The following is a 17101-nucleotide window of genomic DNA, read 5'->3' as shown; positions in this document are numbered from 1 at the left end:
TTGACCTTTCTAGGGGAGAAGATTAATGACGATCAGTGCGCTAACAGTATTTTGTTATATTTCCAGTGGTCTCGACGGGGCGCCGGCTACTTACCCACATTCACCATCCGCACCACAGCGGAACCAGCGGCATCCGAGGCAGCCAAATCAACCTCCGCCGTCATCGCCCAATCATGGTTATCCTCCGGGTCAGACAACACCTGACGCACCCGCCACACACCAGGATGCGCGGCAGTATCATCATCGATCGTCACCAGCTGCGGCGAACGCGCAGCCGCATCCGTGAAAATGTCATCATAATCGGCGAAATAATCATCCAGCGCATCAGCCCAGCGATCCTCACCCCAGCCCGACTCACCATCCAACTCGCCCAAGGCCCGCTCCTTCTCCCGAGCAAACAACTCCACCCGGTAGAACATCGCATTACGCACCATCACCTTAAAAGCACGCGGATTATCGGTCACCGCCGGAGCCTGATCAGCAACCACATCCTCCAACGACTCCCGCTGCGGCACATCAGAAGCATCACCGGCGAGCATCTTCTCCCACTCATCCACCAAAGACGAATCAGTCTGACGAATCACCTCACCCAACCACTCAATAATGTCCACCAACTCATCAGTAGACGCCGAAACCGGCACCGTCTGACGCAACGCCTTATAAGCATCCGAAAGGTAACGCAAAAGAATACCCTCCGAACGATCCAACGAATAGAACTGAACATACGAACCGAAATCCATCGCGCGCTCATACATATCCCGCACCACCGACTTCGGCGCCAACTCAAACTCACGCATCCACGCCGCCGACGAAGAATACGTCTCAAACGCCGACTCCAACATCTCAGCCAACGGCTTCGGATAAGAAATCTGATCGAGCTCATTCATCCGCTCGTTATACTCCAACCCCTCAGCCTTCATCTCAGCCAGGGCCTCAGACTTCACCTTCTTCTCCTGCATATTCAGCACCTGACGCGGATCCTCCAACGTCGCCTCCATTACCGAGACAACATCCAAGGCATACGACTCCGACTCCGCATCCAACAGAGACAGAGCAGCCAAAGCAAAAGGAGACAACGGCTGATTCAACGCAAAATTCTCCTGCAACTCAACCGTCAACCGCACACGACGCCCAAACTCATCCGGCTCATCCAAGCGCTCCACCACACCGGCAGCCAACAACTCCCGATAAATCCCCAACGCCTTACGCATCAACGCACGCTGCCGCACCGGAGGCTCATAATTAGCCACCAACAAATGCTTCACCACAGCAAACGGATCCTGCTCCCGCTGCACAATATTCAACAACATCGAATGCGTCACATCGAACGAAGACACCAACGGCTCCGGAAACGCCGCCACCAACTGCTCAAAAGTCTTCTCCGACCACGCCACAAAACCCTGCGGAGGCTTCTTCTTCTTGCCCCGCAGCGACTGGGCCATCTTCTTCTCATCACCGGCGAACTTCTCCCGAGCCTTCGCCTCCAAACGAGCATTCTCAATATCATGCTCCGGCGCCTGCACCACCACAGTCCCCGCCGTATCAAAACCAGCCCGACCCGCACGTCCAGCAATCTGATGAAACTCACGCGCCTTCAACCGCCGCGTACGCTGCCCATCAAACTTCGACAACGCAGTAATCACCACAGTACGAATCGGCACATTAATACCCACGCCCAACGTATCCGTACCACAAATCACCTTCAACAACCCCGCCTGAGCCAACTGCTCCACCAAACGGCGATACTTCGGCAACATCCCCGCATGATGCACACCCACACCGTTCTTCACCAAACGCTGCAACGTCTTACCAAACCCAGCCGAAAACCGAAAATCAGCCAACAACTCGGCAATCCGCTGCTTCTCATCCTTCGACGCAATATTCACGCTCATCAACGCGCTCGCCGAATCAATAGCCTGCAACTGCGAAAAATGCACCAAATACACCGGAGTCTGGCGAGTATCCACCAACTCTTGCACCGTCTCCTGCAAAGGCTCCTGGCTGTAATAAAAATGAAGCGGAATCGGGCGCTCGCTACTGGTCACCAAAGTCGTGGCCCGCCCCGTCAGCTCCGTCAACTCACGCTCAAAACGGCTCGTATCGCCTAAGGTTGCAGACATCAACAAGAACTGAGCCTGGGGGAGATCCAACAACGGAACCTGCCACGCCCATCCGCGTTGCGGGTCCGAATAGAAATGGAACTCATCCATGATGACCTGGCACAGGTCGGCGCCGGGCCCTTCCCGCAACACCACATTGGCCAGAATCTCCGCCGTGCAACACACAATGGGGGCCCCGGCGTTGATCGAGGAATCACCGGTCACCATCCCCACATTCTCGGCACCGAAAATCCCCACTAAATCAAAGAACTTCTCACTCACCAACGCCTTGATCGGCGCCGTGTAATAACTACGCTGCCCAGTAGCCAACGCCGTAAAGTGAGCCGCCACCGCCACCGTCGACTTACCCGACCCCGTCGGAGTCGCCAAGATGACGTTGGAACCGGTTGCGATCTCCAGCACCGCCTCATCCTGAGCCGGGTACAGCTCCATATCTCGGGAAGCAATCCACTGCACGAAGGCCTCATAGACCTCCTCACCCGTCAGTGGGTTCGACGCGAAATCACCCCTAAAATACTGCCGGTCGGAATCTGCAAGCCTAGGATCGAGGTACTCGAGAATGTTCTTCATAATGCACCCAGTCTACTCAACGGTAAAACCACATAATCCGTTGCTGGGTTATCTCACCACCGACTGACTATGTAACCCGCACCACGTGGGCATAGACTAGTAAAGGCATCAAACCACTGACAAAGGAGTCAACAACATGGCCAAGCCATTCCCCTCAGATCTCGAAATCGCCCAGAACGCGAAACTCGAGCCCATCGCCGACATCGCGAAGGCTAGTGGGATCAACGAGGACCGCCTCGAACCCTACGGTAAATACGTTTCCAAGGTACTCCTCGACGAAACCACCAACGCCGAAACCGCTTTGAAAAAGGGCGCCAAGTACATCGTCGTGACCGCAGTGACCCCCACCCCTCTGGGTGAGGGAAAGACCGCAACGTCCGTTTCGCTGGCTCAGGGCATGGCGCAGACCGGCCGCAAAGCGATGCTCACCCTTCGCCAGCCCTCCATGGGCCCCACCTTCGGCATTAAGGGCGGCGCGGCCGGTGGCGGGTACTCCCAGATCGTGCCCATGGAGAAACTCAATCTCCACCTCACCGGCGACTTCCACGCCGTCACCGCAGCCCACAACCTGCTCGCTGCGATGATCGATAACCACCTGCATCACGGCAACGAACTCGACATCGACGTCCGCAATATCTCGTGGCGCCGCGTCCTCGACGTCAACGACCGCTCGCTACGCAACATCGTGGTAGGCCTGGGCGAACGCATGGATGGAGTCACCCGAGAAACCGGATTCGACATCACCTCCGCCAGCGAAATCATGGTCATCCTCTCCCTCTCCACGAGCTTCGATGACCTCCGTGAGCGCCTCGGCAAGGTCGTCATCGGGTACAACACCTCCGGCGACCCGGTCACCGCCAAGGACCTCAAGGCAGACGGATCCCTCGCCGTGATCCTCGCCGACGCGATCAACCCCAACCTGCTGCAGACCCTCGAGCACACCCCGGCCCTCATCCACGCCGGCCCCTTCGGCAACATTGCCACCGGCAACTCCTCCATCGTGGCCGATTACGTGGGCCTGGAACACGCCGACTACGTCATCACCGAAGCGGGATTCGGCGCCGATATGGGTGCAGAGCGCTTCTTCAACGTCAAGTGCCGCGTCTCGGGCCTGAAGCCGGACGCCGCTGTGCTGGTGGTAACCGTGCGTTCGCTGAAGTCACACTCGGGCCTCTACAAGATCACCCCCGGTAAGCCCCTGCCCGAGGACATGCTCAAGGAATCGCCCGCGGACGTCGAGGCCGGCGCAGCGAACCTGAAGAAGCACATCGAGATCGTTCGCAACTTCGGTGTTCAGCCGGTCGTTGCGATCAACGCGTTCCCCACCGACTTCGACTCCGAGCACGAGAAGATCCGCGAGATCGCCGAGGCCGCCGGTGCCCGTGTTGCTATCCACCGTGGTGTGGCCGAGGGGGGTAAGGGCGTCACCGAGCTTGCCGACGCCGTCGCTGAGGCCTGCGACGATCACAGCGAGCTCAACTACACCTACGCCGACGACGACTCCATCGAGACCAAGCTAGAGAAGGTTGCCACCCAGGTTTACGGTGCCGACGGCATCGAGATCGCACCCGTGGCCAAGAAGCAACTCAAGCGCTTCGAAGAGCTCGGATACGGTCACCTTCCCGTCGTGATCGCTAAGACCCACCTGTCCATTTCGTCGGACCCCAGCCTCAAGGGTGCCCCCACCGGATGGACGTTGCCCGTCCGCGAGGTGCGTCTGGCCGCAGGTGCCGGTTACGTGTACGCGATCTGCGGCACCATGCGCACCATGCCCGGCCTGGCGAAGTCCCCGGCGGCAGAGCGCATCGGTTTTGATGAGAACGGTACGATGATCGGTCTCTCCTAAACCCGACTCCGCCAAGTCCTAGAAACGCTTCGAGGTCCTACCAACTTTGGTAGGACCTCGAACCGTTAACAGGACTTCGCGACCGGCAGGACGCCGGGTTCAGCTACCAGCCGCGGGCCTCCCACTCGTCCAGCGAGCCACGTTCCGCACCGAGCGTCGTAGAGTCACCGTGGCCGGGCAAAACGAGTGCGTCGTCGTCAAACTCTCCAAAGAGCTTCGACTTCACGTCGTGGAAGAGGGAGCGGAAGTCTGCATCGGAATTTGTCTTACCCACTCCGCCGGGGAAGAGCGAATCTCCGGTAAAGAGGATCGTCTTATCCTGAGTGCGGAGAACGAATGCAATCGATCCGGGGGTGTGGCCCACGAGGGAGATGGTATCGAGCCGGTACCCGTCGAACGAGAGGGTCTCTCCGCCGAGCAGAGCTTCCTGCACCGTGAAATTTTCTTGCGATTGAATGGCTGGGATATCTGCCTGGCCCGCATAGGTCTTCGCATCGAATTCCTCGGCAGCCTGGGGCAGTGCGCGAATATGATCCCAGTGCCCGTGGGTGGTGAGCACATACATCACGCCCAGTGCCTCACCGGCTCCTGCGTAGTCTTGGCGCGCGGCCTCTTTCGCGAAGCGCTCGATCGTGGGGAAGTCGTCCGCGGCGTCGATCACTACCTGCTGACCCGTCACCTTCGACGTCAGCACATACACGTTATTGGCCATATCCGATACGGAGATGGAACGCACCGTCAGAGCTTCGTTGTTCAGCCAGACTGTATTCTGAATCTCACTCATGCCCAAATTCTACAAACTCCCGTCGGCCACGAAAAGAGCAGGCCAGTATTGCGCTCACAGCCAACCCACCTGCACAAAACCGCCAACTCGACTTAGAATATGTATTCGAAGCGCCCCGGTATAGTACGGGGCCACGCCAGCGGCAACCCAACGAAGGATCATGATGGCCCAGAGCAAAACCGCCACAGGCACCCGCGACCTCACCCATATCCATGTCCAGGGCGCCCGCGAGAATAACCTCAAAAATATCGATTTGACGATCCCGCGCGATGCCATGGTCGTCTTCACCGGTCTTTCTGGTTCCGGTAAGTCTTCGCTGGCCTTCGACACCATCTTTGCCGAGGGGCAGCGTCGCTATGTCGAATCTCTCTCGTCCTATGCCCGCATGTTCTTGGGGCAGGTAGATAAGCCCGACGTCGACTTCATCGAGGGGCTCTCACCGGCGGTCTCCATCGACCAGAAATCTACATCGAAGAATCCTCGCTCCACCGTTGGCACCATCACCGAAATCTACGATTACATGCGCTTGCTGTGGGCGCGTGTGGGCCGGCCACACTGCCCGGTCTGCGGTGAAGAAATTTCCAAGCAGACGCCTCAGCAGATCGTCGATCAGCTGATGGATTTGCCCGAACGGACCCGGTTGCAGATTCTTGCGCCGGTAGTTCAGGCCCGCAAGGGTGAGTTCGTCGATCTTTTCAAGGACCTCACCACGCAGGGATTCTCGCGTGCACGGGTCGATGGTGAACAGATTCAACTAGCCGATGCCCCGAAGTTGGCGAAGCAGTATAAGCACACGATCGAGGTGGTCGTCGACCGCATTGTGATCAAAGATTCCGTGCAACAGCGTCTGACCGATTCCATTGAGACCGCGTTAAATCTCGCCGGTGGGGTAGTGATGGTCGACTTCGTGGATGAGCCCGAGGATTCCCCCGAGCGCACGCGTAGCTTTAGTGAGAACCTCGCCTGCCCCAACAATCATCCCCTGCAAACCGATGAGATCGAACCGCGAGCTTTCTCTTTCAATTCTCCCTTTGGCGCGTGCCCGGAGTGTGACGGTATCGGTTCAAAGCTGCAGGTCGATGAAGAACTGGTGATTCCCAACGACGACCTCTCCCTCGGTGAGGGCGCGATTGCACCCTGGTCTCAGGGCAAGGCCACCACCGAATACTGGCTTCGGTTGCTCGACGGTCTCGCTAAAGAGGTCGGCTTCGACCTGAATACTCCGTGGAAGAAACTGCCCGCCAAGGCGAAGAAGGCGGTTTTGCACGGCAAAGACTTCAAGGTCACTGTTTCTTATCGCAACCGATTCGGCCGAGAACGTCGCTACACCTCGGGGTTCGAGGGCGTCTTCGCCTATATCAAACGCAAGCACGAAGAAACCGAGTCGGAGTGGTCGAGAGATCGTTACGAGCAGTACATGCGTAACGTGGCGTGCTCGGCCTGTGGCGGCGCGCGCCTGAACCCCACCATTCTCGCTGTCAAGGTGGGTGGCGCGTCCATTGCCGAAGTGACCGACATGCCCATACGCGAATCGCTGAAGTTCATGCAGAGTCTTGAGCTGGATCCCCGTGAGATGCAGATCGCCGAGGCCGTGTTGCGGGAAATCGACGCGCGACTGCAGTTCCTGTTGGACGTCGGTCTCGACTACCTCACGCTCTCTCGCCCCGCGGCCACCCTCTCCGGTGGTGAGGCGCAGCGTATCCGCCTGGCGACCCAGATCGGTTCTGGCCTGGTGGGTGTGTTGTACGTGCTCGACGAGCCCTCCATCGGTCTGCACCAGCGCGATAACCGCCGTCTGATCGAGACCCTCACGAAGCTCCGCGACATGGGCAATACGCTCATCGTCGTCGAGCACGATGAAGACACCATGAAGGAGGCCGATTGGATCGTGGACGTCGGCCCCGGCGCGGGAGAGCACGGCGGCGAGGTCGTCCATTCGGGTACCTATAAAGAGCTGCTGAAGAACAAGAAATCTATCACCGGCGACTACATGGCCGGCCGACGGACCATTGAGGTTCCCCAGTCCCGCCGCCCGATCGATAAGAAGCGCATGGTTAAGGTAGTCGGCGCCAAAGAGAACAACCTGAAGAACATCAGCGTTTCGTTCCCCCTGGGTGTGCTGACCGCCGTCACCGGTGTCTCGGGCTCGGGTAAGTCGACCCTGGTGAACGAGATCCTCTATACGGCGCTGGCCAATAAACTCAACGGCGCTAAACAGGTGCCCGGCCGACATAAGACCATCGAGGGTCTCGATCAACTCGACAAGATCATTCACGTTGATCAGTCACCGATCGGTCGCACCCCGAGGTCGAACCCCGCGACCTACACCGGGGTCTTCGACAACATTCGTAAGTTGTTCGCCGAGACCAACGAAGCAAAAATGCGCGGATACCAACCGGGCCGCTTCAGCTTCAACGTCAAGGGCGGCCGCTGCGAGGATTGCTCCGGAGACGGCACCCTGAAGATCGAGATGAACTTCCTACCCGATGTCTACGTGCCCTGCGAAACCTGCCACGGCAAGCGGTACAACCGCGAGACTCTCGAGGTGAAGTACAAAGGCAAGTCCATCGCCGAGGTACTCGAGATGCCCGTGGAGGAGGCAGCCGAGTTCTTCGCCGCTTTCACCCCCATTGCTCGCCACCTCAATACCCTGGTGGACGTCGGACTCGGGTACATCCGTTTAGGCCAGCCGGCGACCACCCTCTCCGGTGGTGAGGCGCAACGCGTTAAGCTCGCCTCGGAGTTGCAGAAGCGTTCCAACGGTCGTTCGATTTATGTTCTGGATGAACCGACCACCGGTTTGCACTTCGAAGATATCCGCAAGCTGTTGAAGGTTTTGCAGGGTCTGGTAGATAAGGGCAATACCGTGGTTACCATCGAGCACAACCTGGACGTCATCAAGTCGGCCGACTGGATTATCGACATGGGCCCGGAGGGTGGCGACGGCGGCGGAACACTCTTGGCAGAGGGTACCCCCGAGCAGGTGGCCACCGTGGCAGAATCGCATACCGGTACATTCCTCCAAGAAATACTGGGTTAAACCCATACCTCTGACGAAAGGTTGATCGACGTGGCTGATCCGGCGAGCTACCGTCCGGCCTCCGGGCAGATCCCTACCGTGCCCGGGGTCTACCGATTCCGCGACGAGTACGGTCGGGTCATCTATGTGGGTAAAGCGAAAAACCTGCGCAACCGTCTGAATTCCTATTTCCAGAATGTGCACGCGCTGGCACCGAAGACATACGCTATGGTGCACACTGCCGCCTCGGTGGAGTGGACCGTGGTCGCCAGCGAGCTGGAATCGCTCCAGCTGGAGTACACCTGGATCAAGGAGTACAAGCCGCGGTTCAACATCATGTTCCGCGACGATAAGTCGTACCCCTATCTAGCGGTCTCTCTCAAAGACAGGTTCCCGCGCGCCCAAGTGATGCGCGGCGAGAAGAAGAAAGGCGTACGTTACTTCGGGCCGTATTCTCAGGCCTGGGCTATCCGCGAGACGTTGGACGCCCTGTTGCGGGTATTCCCTGTTCGCACGTGTTCAGCGGGTATCTTCAACCGCGCCGAGCGGTCGGGTCGACCGTGCTTATTGGGTTACATCGACAAGTGTTCGGCGCCGTGCGTGGGCAACATCTCGCGGGAAGACCACATGCAACTGGCCGAAGACCTTTGCCGGTTCATGGGTGGGGGCGCCGAGAAGTTCATCGCCGAGCTCACGCAGCAGATGAAGGACGCCGCGGCGAACTTCGACTTCGAGAAGGCCGCGGTCCTCCGCGACGATATTGGGGCGTTGCAGAAGGCCTTTGAGCGCAACGCGGTGGTGCTCTCCGAGTCGGTGGACGCCGATCTTTTCGCTTTTGAGGCGGACGAACTCGAGACCGCTGTCCAGGTATTCTTCGTGCGCGGTGGCCGAATCCGTGGTCAGCGCGGTTGGATCGTCGAAAAAGTCGAAGACACCGCCGACGAAGGCCTGGTGGAACAGCTGTTGCTTCAGGTCTACGGTGAAGTCGCTGCCACCGCCGGTGCCGGGTCTGCCGCGGAACAGCGCGAACAGAGCCAGCATGACATCCCACGTAGCATCATCGTGCCTACCTTGCCCGAAAACCACCGAGAAATTGAAGAGTGGCTCTCAGGCATACGCGGTTCCAAAGTTTCGATTGCGGTAGCCCAACGCGGTGAGAAGGCCGCCCTTATGCAGACGGTCCACGAAAACGCCAAACAATCACTCACGCTCCATAAGTCTCGACGCGCCGGCGATCTGACGACTCGTTCGGCCTCCCTGGTGGAGCTCCAGGAGGCCCTGGACATCGAGGATCCGCTCCTGCGGATCGAGTGCTACGACATCTCGCATGTGCAGGGCACTAACGTGGTGGCTTCGATGGTCGTCTTCGAGGATGGCTTACCCAAAAAGAGCGATTACCGAAAGTTCTCCATCACCGGAGACGCCGCGCGCGACGATACCTCCAGCATGTACGACGTCATCTATCGCCGCTTCCGCCGACACCTCGCAGACCAGCAACAACGTTCTGAGCATCAGCCGCGCAGCGGTGAAGTCGATGCCACCTCGGCGACCGAGAAAGAACCGACAAAGTTCGCCTACCCGCCTAACCTCGTCTTAGTTGACGGTGGGCAGCCCCAGGTCAACGCGGCCTCAACCGCGCTGGCAGACCTCGGTATCACCGACGTCCACGTGGCCGGTATCGCCAAGCGTTTAGAAGAAATCTGGTTACCCGAAGATGACTTCCCGATTATCCTCCCGAGAACCTCTGACGCGTTGTTTCTCGTACAACGTATCCGCGATGAGGCGCACCGCTTTGCCATTACCTTCCACCGCACCAAGCGCGGTAAGGCAATGGTCAAGTCTGCCCTCGACGGTATTGCTGGGTTGGGCCCCTCCAAACGCGAAGCCCTCATCAAACACTTCGGTTCTTTGAAGGTGCTGGCTCAGGCGAGCCCGGAGGAACTGAAAGAAGTCAACGGCATCGGCCCTGCAATGGCGGAGAAGATCGCCGAACACTTCGTTCACCAGCAAGATCCTAGTGCCGGGCATCTCGAATTAGACGGGACGGGGGAGACCAGCGAGATTCCCGAAGGCGGGTTCAACCCGGTCACGGGCGAACTCCTGGAAGAAGCCTCGACTACGTAACCCAGTGTGACGAATAGCGCAGACCGCTCACGGCGCGCTACCCTAGATTTGCAGGTTTACTAACGGCAAAGAAGGGGCAGACCGTGAGCGATGCACAGCACTTGGAACCGGTAAAGCAGAAAAAACCCGAGATCTTGGTCGTCACGGGTATCTCTGGCGCGGGCAGAAGCACCGCGGCCAATACCTTGGAAGACGAGGGCTGGTACGTCGTTGATAACATTCCCCCGCAGATGCTGGAGGCTTTGGCTGATCTCGTGACCCGCGCGCCGGAATCCATGCCCAAACTTGCCGTGGGTATCGACATCCGTTCGCAGGCGCTTTTCAACGATCTTCCCGCAGCGATCGACACCTTGCGCAAGTCTGATGTCGAGTTCTCCATGCTCTTCCTCGACGCCAAAGATAAAGACATCATCGCCCGCTATGAAGCCCAGCGGCGTCCGCATCCGTTGCAGGGGAGCGGCCGGGTCGTCGATGGCATTGAACGTGAGCGGGAACTCTTTGCAGGCCTCAAGCATGCGGCTGACTCCGTGATCGATACCTCGGGGATGAACGTGCATCAGCTGACCCGCACCGTCCGTGAGATGTACTCCTCCAGCGGGCCAAAGCTGCTCAACATCACGGTGATGAGTTTCGGATTCAAGTACGGTGCCCCCACCGACGCTAACTACATGGCCGATATGCGTTTCATTCCCAACCCCCACTGGATTCCTGAGCTACGACCCTTTACAGGCAAGGACAAACCGGTACGGGATTACGTTTTCAACAATCCCGGTACGGGTGAATTCGTCGACAACTTCGTCAAAGCCCTGACCCCGGTCATTCACGGTTACCGTAACGAGGGTAAGCATTACGCCACCATCGCGATTGGATGCACCGGTGGAAAGCACCGTTCTGTGGCGATGACCGAAGAAATTGCTCGCCGGTTGGGAGAATTTCCCGACGTGCACATCAATGTTCAGCACCGCGACATGGGGCGTGAATAATGGCTGCACAATCTCCCAGTACGGCGCTCAATATCATTGAAGCCCTCCGATCAAGCACGCATCTGCGCGCACAAGAGGCCCCTCCCAAGGTCGTGGCTCTCGGTGGTGGCCACGGCCTCTACGGATCGTTGTCCGCTCTACGCCATGTCACCACAGATCTCACCGCCGTGGTCACGGTGGCCGACGATGGCGGTTCCTCAGGTCGTTTACGCAATGATTTCGGAGTGGTGCCTCCCGGTGACCTGCGTATGGCGCTCTCAGCGTTGTGCGACGATACCGACTGGGGGCGCACCTGGCGAGACGTCATGCAGCATCGTTTCGAGTCAACGCGCCCTGAGTCATCGATGGCCTTAGACAACCATGCGCTGGGAAACCTGCTAATCGTTTCACTGTGGCAATTACTGGGAGATACGGTAGCTGGCTTGGATTGGGCGGGTGCTCTGCTTAACGCTCGGGGTCGGGTGTTACCAATGTCCTGCGTTCCCCTGGTCATCGAAGGTGATGCCCAGACATCAGCGGATCCCGAAGATCACAACGTGGAGCATGTGGTGGGCCAGGCTAATCTGGCCAAAGCCTATCGTGTAGACAATGTTCGGATCACCCCTGAAGACGCCCCTGCGACCCCCGAAGCAGTGGAGTCTATCCTGGAGGCTGATTGGGTGATCCTCGGTCCGGGGTCGTGGTACACCTCAGTTCTGCCACACCTGCTTTTGCCGGGGATCCGAGACGCGTTGCTTACCACCACGGCGAAAATATGCGTGGTGATGAATCTGGAACTGGAAGATCGGGAAACGCGCGGGCTCAGCGCCTCAGACCATCTCGAGATTTTGCGCAAGTACGCACCTGATTTTAGGCTTAACGCAGTCATCGCCGACCCCGCAGGTATGGGACGTTGCGAGGCTCTTGAGGAAACGGCCCGTCGCATGGGCGCCCAGGTGACCTGGGTTCAGGTGCGCAATAGTGAGAACGAAAACGTCCACGATCCACTGAAATTGGGTGCGGCGTACGAAACGGTATTTCGCTTTGGCTAGCGGATACACCACACTAGAGATAGTCGCTACGCATCTTTACCATCAAACTTTTGGAGGAACTCCGGTATGGCCCTGACGGCTTCTGTCAAGGAAGAGCTTGCTCGCTACGAGTCGACATTGTCGTCGGTCCGTAAGGCTGAGGTTGCTACGATTCTGCGCTTTACCAGTGGATTGCACTTGGTGTCGGGGCGCATTGTTATCGAATCAGAGGTTGACCTCGAATCGACCGCTCGTCGTTTGCAGTACAACATCGCCGAGATGTACGGGCACGACTCGAACATTACGTCTGTCACCGGTGGCGGACTGCGGCGCGGCGGGCGTTACATCGTGCGCGTCGAGCGCGGTGGCGAGGCCCTGGCTCGGCAGACCGGTCTGTTAGACGGCCGCGGACGTCCGGTGCGAGGATTGCCGCCGGCCGTGGTCAACGGTTCGCGCGCGGATGCTGAAGCGGTGATGCGTGGTGCCTTTCTCGCTCACGGTTCGTTGACGGAACCGGGCCGTTCCTCTGCACTGGAATTTACCTGCCCTGGGCCCGAGGCAGCCCTCGCCTTGGTGGGCGCCGCACGACGTCTGGACGTCATCGCCAAAGCCCGTGAGGTACGTGGGGTCGACCGCGTGGTGGTTCGCGACGGAGAGACGATCGCGATGTTGCTGGAACGCATGGGGGCGTCCGATACGTTGGGAAGCTGGCGTGAGCGGCGTGCGCGGAAGGAAGTGCGCGCCACCGCGAACAGACTGGCTAACTTCGATGATGCCAATTTGCGTCGATCCGCTCAGGCGGCGGTAGCCGCCGGTGCACGAGTTGAGCGTGCTTTGCAGATTCTCGGTGATAATGTGCCGGATCATCTGCGTTATGCAGGGGAGTTGCGTGTGGCCCACCGGCAGGCGTCCCTCGATGAGTTGGGACGCTTGGCCGACCCGCCGATGACCAAAGACGCGATTGCCGGTCGAATTCGCCGTCTGTTGGCCATGGCAGACAAGCGCGCCAATGAGATGGGTATTCCCGGTACCGAGGCTGGTGCCGGAGGCGATTTCTAAGCGGTCACGACTATAACGTTCATAACCCCACATGTTCGGAGCTCAGCATGTGGGGTTTTGTGGGCTTAACGAGGAATTATTACCCAGACCACTCGACTGAGTCGATTTGAGGTGATGTGCGACTCAGAAAAATTCTTGAATCGAGCCTGGTTCGTTCGTCAACCTCAGAAATAACCAAGAAAAAACACAAAATCACACCCAAACTCACATATTTGTCGTAAGATAGAGGCAACAGAGTTACTCCAAGCCAGGAGGTTTCGACCTCCTGCGTAGCTCGAACGCCAAGTCTTTCACTACAAGGAGAATGAATACAGTGACTGTACGTGTAGCAATCAATGGTTTTGGCCGCATCGGACGCACCTTCTTCCGCGCCGCTCAGGAGCACGGCGAGGGCTTCGAGATCGTTGCTATCAACGACCTGACCGATGTGAACACCCTGGCTCATCTGCTCAAGTACGACTCGATCATGGGTCGTTTCAACAGCGAAGTTACTGTCTCCGACAACGGCTTCACCGTAGACGGCAAGGAAATCAAGGTGCTGGGTGAGCGCAACCCCGCAGATCTTCCCTGGAAGGAGCTCGGCGTCGACGTCGTGCTCGAGTCCACCGGTCTGTTCACCGATGGCACCAAGGCAAAGGCACATCTCGAAGCTGGCGCCAAGAAGGTTATCCTTTCGGCTCCGGGCAAGAACATCGACGGCACCTTCGTCATGGGCGTCAACGACGACCAGTACGATTCCGCTTCGATGAATATCGTTTCGAACGCATCCTGCACCACCAACTGCCTGGCTCCGATGGCCAAGGTGCTCAACGACAAGTTCGGCATCGAAAAGGGTCTCATGACCACCATCCACGCCTACACTGCAGACCAGCGCCTGCAGGACGCACCCCACAAGGATCTGCGCCGCGCCCGCGCCGCTGCCCTGAACATGGTTCCCACCTCCACCGGTGCAGCAGCTGCCGTGGGTCTGGTTCTGCCCGAGCTCAAGGGCAAGCTGGATGGTTTCGCCGTTCGCGTTCCCACCCCCACCGGCTCCATCACCGACCTCACCTTCGAGGCTTCCAAGGAGGTCACCGTAGAGGACGTCAACGCGGCCATGAAGGAAGCAGCTGAGGGCGCACTCAAGGGCATCATCAAGTACAACGAAGACCCGATCGTCTCCAAGGACATTGAGGGCGAGCCGGTCTCGACCGTGTTCGACGCTCCGCTGACCAAGGTCATCGGCAACCAGGTGAAGGTCATCGCGTGGTACGACAACGAGTACGGTTACGTATCCCGCCTGGTCATGTTCACCAACAAGGTTGTTGCCGCTCTCTAGGTCTGGATAAACTCTAGGTATCTCTAGAATTTCTTTCCATCTATCAATTGGAGATGAGGCATTATGGCACAATCTCTCGACGAGCTCATTGCTGCCGGCATTGAGGGTCGCCACGTTCTGGTTCGCTCGGATCTGAACGTACCCCTCGACGGCTCGACCGTGACCGATGACGGCCGCGTCAAGGCGTCCCTGCCGGTACTGCAAAAACTTGCAAACGCCGGTGCGAAGGTCATCGTCACGGCCCACCTGGGCCGCCCCAAGGGTCAGGTCGATCCGAAGTACTCAATCGCTCCTGCAGCCCAGCGTCTGGCGGACTTGGCAGATTTCAATGTCGTCGTCGCCGAAGACGTTGTCGGTGAAGACGCCCAGCGCAAGGCTGCCGCTTTGCAGAACGGTGAAGTTCTGGTGGTTGAGAACGTGCGTTTCGATGCGCGCGAGACCTCTAAGGACGACGCAGAACGCGGTTCCTTCGCCGATGAACTGAAAGCGCTCACCGGTGAGAACGGTGCCTATGTGGACGACGCCTTCGGTGCTGTACACCGCAAGCACGCTTCGGTATACGACATCGCTGAGCGTTTGCCCGCCTACCTGGGTGATCTGGTCAAGACCGAGGTCGACGTCCTCAAGAAGACCCTCAACGATCCTCAGCGTCCGTTCGTAGTGATCATGGGCGGCGCGAAGGTCTCCGATAAGTTGGCCGTGATCGAGAACCTCATCGGTAAGGCAGATACCATCATCATCGGTGGCGGAATGGGTTACACCTTCGCCGCGGCCAATGGTTACAAGGTGGGTAAGTCGCTACTCGAGAAGGATCAGATCGATAACGTCAAGCGCTATCTGGAGGAAGCACCCCAGCAGGGCACCGAGATCGTGACCGCGGTGGACGTCGTGGTCGCAGACGATTTCTCGAACGATGCCAACTTCGAAGTGCGCCCTGTCGAAGATATCGAAGGTGGAACCTTCGGTGCAGACGCTAACGGTCTGGACATTGGACCCAAGTCGCAGGAACTGTTCGCCGAGAAAATCAAGTCGGCTAAGACCATTTTCTGGAACGGCCCCGTGGGTGTCTTCGAGTTCGAAAACGCCGCGGCGGGAACCAAGGCGATCGCCGATGCGGTCGTAGCCTCGGACGCGTTCTCCATCATTGGCGGTGGAGACTCCGCGGCCGCCGTGCGCAAGCTCGGTTACTCGGACGACCAGTTCGGTCACATCTCTACCGGCGGTGGAGCTTCCCTGGAGTACATCGAAGGGAAGACTCTGCCCGGTCTTGAAGTTCTAGGAGCATAATCGACTGCCCACGTTGGCGGGTCGCCTCTCGGGTGGCCCGCCTTCTTGTATCCCAACCGCCTCAGCAGAAACACCGTGACCACAGCTGTCACGCATGAGAGAAGGAAATTTCATGGCTCGCAAGCCCTTTATCGCTGGCAACTGGAAGATGAACATGGATCACACTCAGGCTGTGACCCTCTTGCAGAAGCTTGCATGGACTCTGGATGACACCAACTTCGACTACGAGCAAGCTGAGGTTGTTATCTTCCCGCCGTTTACCGACATCCGTTCGGTTCAGACCCTTGTAGAAGGCGACAAGCTCAAGATCAGCTACGGTGCCCAGGATCTTTCGGATCAGGATTCGGGTGCTTACACCGGCGACATCTCCGGTGAGTTCCTGGCCAAGTTGGGCGCCTCCTATGCGTTGGTGGGTCACTCAGAGCGCCGCACCATTCACCAGGAGACCGATGAAATCTGCGCTGCAAAAATTCAGGCTGCCTACCGTCACAACCTGACTCCTGTGCTGTGCGTGGGCGAGGGCCTGGAGACCCGCGAAGAGGGCAAGCACGTGGAGTTCACCCTGCAGCAGGTTCGTGAGTCGCTGGCTGGCGTCACCGCAGAGCAGGCCGAAACCATCGTCATTGCCTACGAACCCGTCTGGGCTATCGGCACCGGCAAGGTAGCCACCGCTCAGGACGCTCAAGAGATGTCCTCGGCGATTCGTCAGGAGCTCGGCAAGCTGTACTCAGATGAGATCGCGGAGAAGGTGCGTGTGCTTTACGGCGGCTCGGTCAAGGCGGCTTCGGCTCCCGAGATCATGGCCGAAGAGGACGTCGATGGCGTGCTCGTTGGCGGTGCCTCCCTGGACGCCACCGAGTTTGCCAATATCGCTCGGTTCGACTCCAAGTAAAGTCAACTGGTCTGTGGCCAGGGCCTGACGCAATCCGGTGGGCACTTGCACACACACGTCTCATGAGATGGCGTATAGTGTTTGAGTGC

11 protein-coding genes are annotated in these 17101 nt (G+C 58.5%); 9 read left to right on the top strand and 2 right to left on the bottom strand.

The genetic code is table 11. From position 1 onward, the window contains the following. Window positions 1–86: 86 nt before the first annotated feature. On the bottom strand, window positions 87–2690 hold the full coding sequence (locus VVR12_RS03050; RefSeq protein ID WP_368549638.1) for a DEAD/DEAH box helicase: 2604 nt from the start codon (window positions 2688–2690) through the stop codon (window positions 87–89). A 136-nt stretch (window positions 2691–2826) separates the two neighbouring features. Between VVR12_RS03050 and VVR12_RS03045 the strand changes: the two genes are divergently transcribed. Further along, window positions 2827–4536 (top strand): formate--tetrahydrofolate ligase, encoded by a 1710-nt coding sequence (locus VVR12_RS03045; protein ID WP_368549637.1) that lies wholly within the window; start codon window positions 2827–2829, stop codon window positions 4534–4536. A gap of 103 nt (window positions 4537–4639) precedes the next feature. On the opposite strand, the gene VVR12_RS03040 is transcribed toward VVR12_RS03045, so the two are convergent. Beyond that, complete coding sequence (locus VVR12_RS03040) at window positions 4640–5320, bottom strand: MBL fold metallo-hydrolase (RefSeq protein ID WP_368549636.1); 681 nt, start codon at window positions 5318–5320, stop codon at window positions 4640–4642. A gap of 160 nt (window positions 5321–5480) precedes the next feature. Here VVR12_RS03040 and uvrA point away from each other — a divergent pair, with 160 nt between their 5' ends. The 8 genes from uvrA to tpiA all read left to right on the top strand — a co-directional run bounded on the left by uvrA (window position 5481) and on the right by tpiA (window position 17012). Beyond that, entirely contained in the window at window positions 5481–8360 is a 2880-nt protein-coding gene (gene uvrA / locus VVR12_RS03035) for an excinuclease ABC subunit UvrA (protein WP_368549635.1), read from the top strand. 30 nt (window positions 8361–8390) lie between these two features. After that, window positions 8391–10463, top strand: coding sequence for an excinuclease ABC subunit UvrC (uvrC, locus tag VVR12_RS03030; protein WP_368549634.1), 2073 nt, complete (start codon window positions 8391–8393; stop codon window positions 10461–10463). Between the two features lie 83 nt (window positions 10464–10546). Beyond that, window positions 10547–11446 (top strand): RNase adapter RapZ, encoded by a 900-nt coding sequence (gene rapZ, locus VVR12_RS03025; protein WP_368549633.1) that lies wholly within the window; start codon window positions 10547–10549, stop codon window positions 11444–11446. Then, window positions 11446–12477: a uridine diphosphate-N-acetylglucosamine-binding protein YvcK gene (gene yvcK, locus VVR12_RS03020; protein WP_368549632.1), complete on the top strand. Its 1032-nt coding sequence runs from the start codon at window positions 11446–11448 to the stop codon at window positions 12475–12477. The genes rapZ and yvcK overlap by 1 nt, the downstream gene beginning before the upstream one ends. Before the next feature lie 66 nt (window positions 12478–12543). Further along, the gene (gene whiA, locus VVR12_RS03015; RefSeq protein WP_368549631.1) at window positions 12544–13515 is read left to right on the top strand and encodes a DNA-binding protein WhiA; all 972 of its coding nucleotides are present in this window, start codon (window positions 12544–12546) and stop codon (window positions 13513–13515) included. Window positions 13516–13828: 313 nt separating this feature from the next. After that, window positions 13829–14833, top strand: coding sequence for a type I glyceraldehyde-3-phosphate dehydrogenase (gene gap / locus VVR12_RS03010; RefSeq protein WP_368549941.1), 1005 nt, complete (start codon window positions 13829–13831; stop codon window positions 14831–14833). A gap of 63 nt (window positions 14834–14896) precedes the next feature. After that, window positions 14897–16120, top strand: a complete 1224-nt coding sequence (locus VVR12_RS03005) for a phosphoglycerate kinase (RefSeq protein WP_409349873.1) — start codon at window positions 14897–14899, stop codon at window positions 16118–16120. 112 nt (window positions 16121–16232) lie between these two features. After that, a complete protein-coding gene (gene tpiA, locus VVR12_RS03000) occupies window positions 16233–17012 on the top strand; it encodes a triose-phosphate isomerase (RefSeq protein WP_368549630.1) in 780 nt (259 codons plus the stop codon). Window positions 17013–17101: the final 89 nt, after the last annotated feature.

The organism is Rothia sp. LK2588 (assembly GCF_040946465.1).
GTDB lineage: Bacteria > Actinomycetota > Actinomycetes > Actinomycetales > Micrococcaceae > Rothia.
Note: the sequence above shows the minus strand (reverse complement) of the source record. Positions and strands in the feature narration are given on the sequence as shown.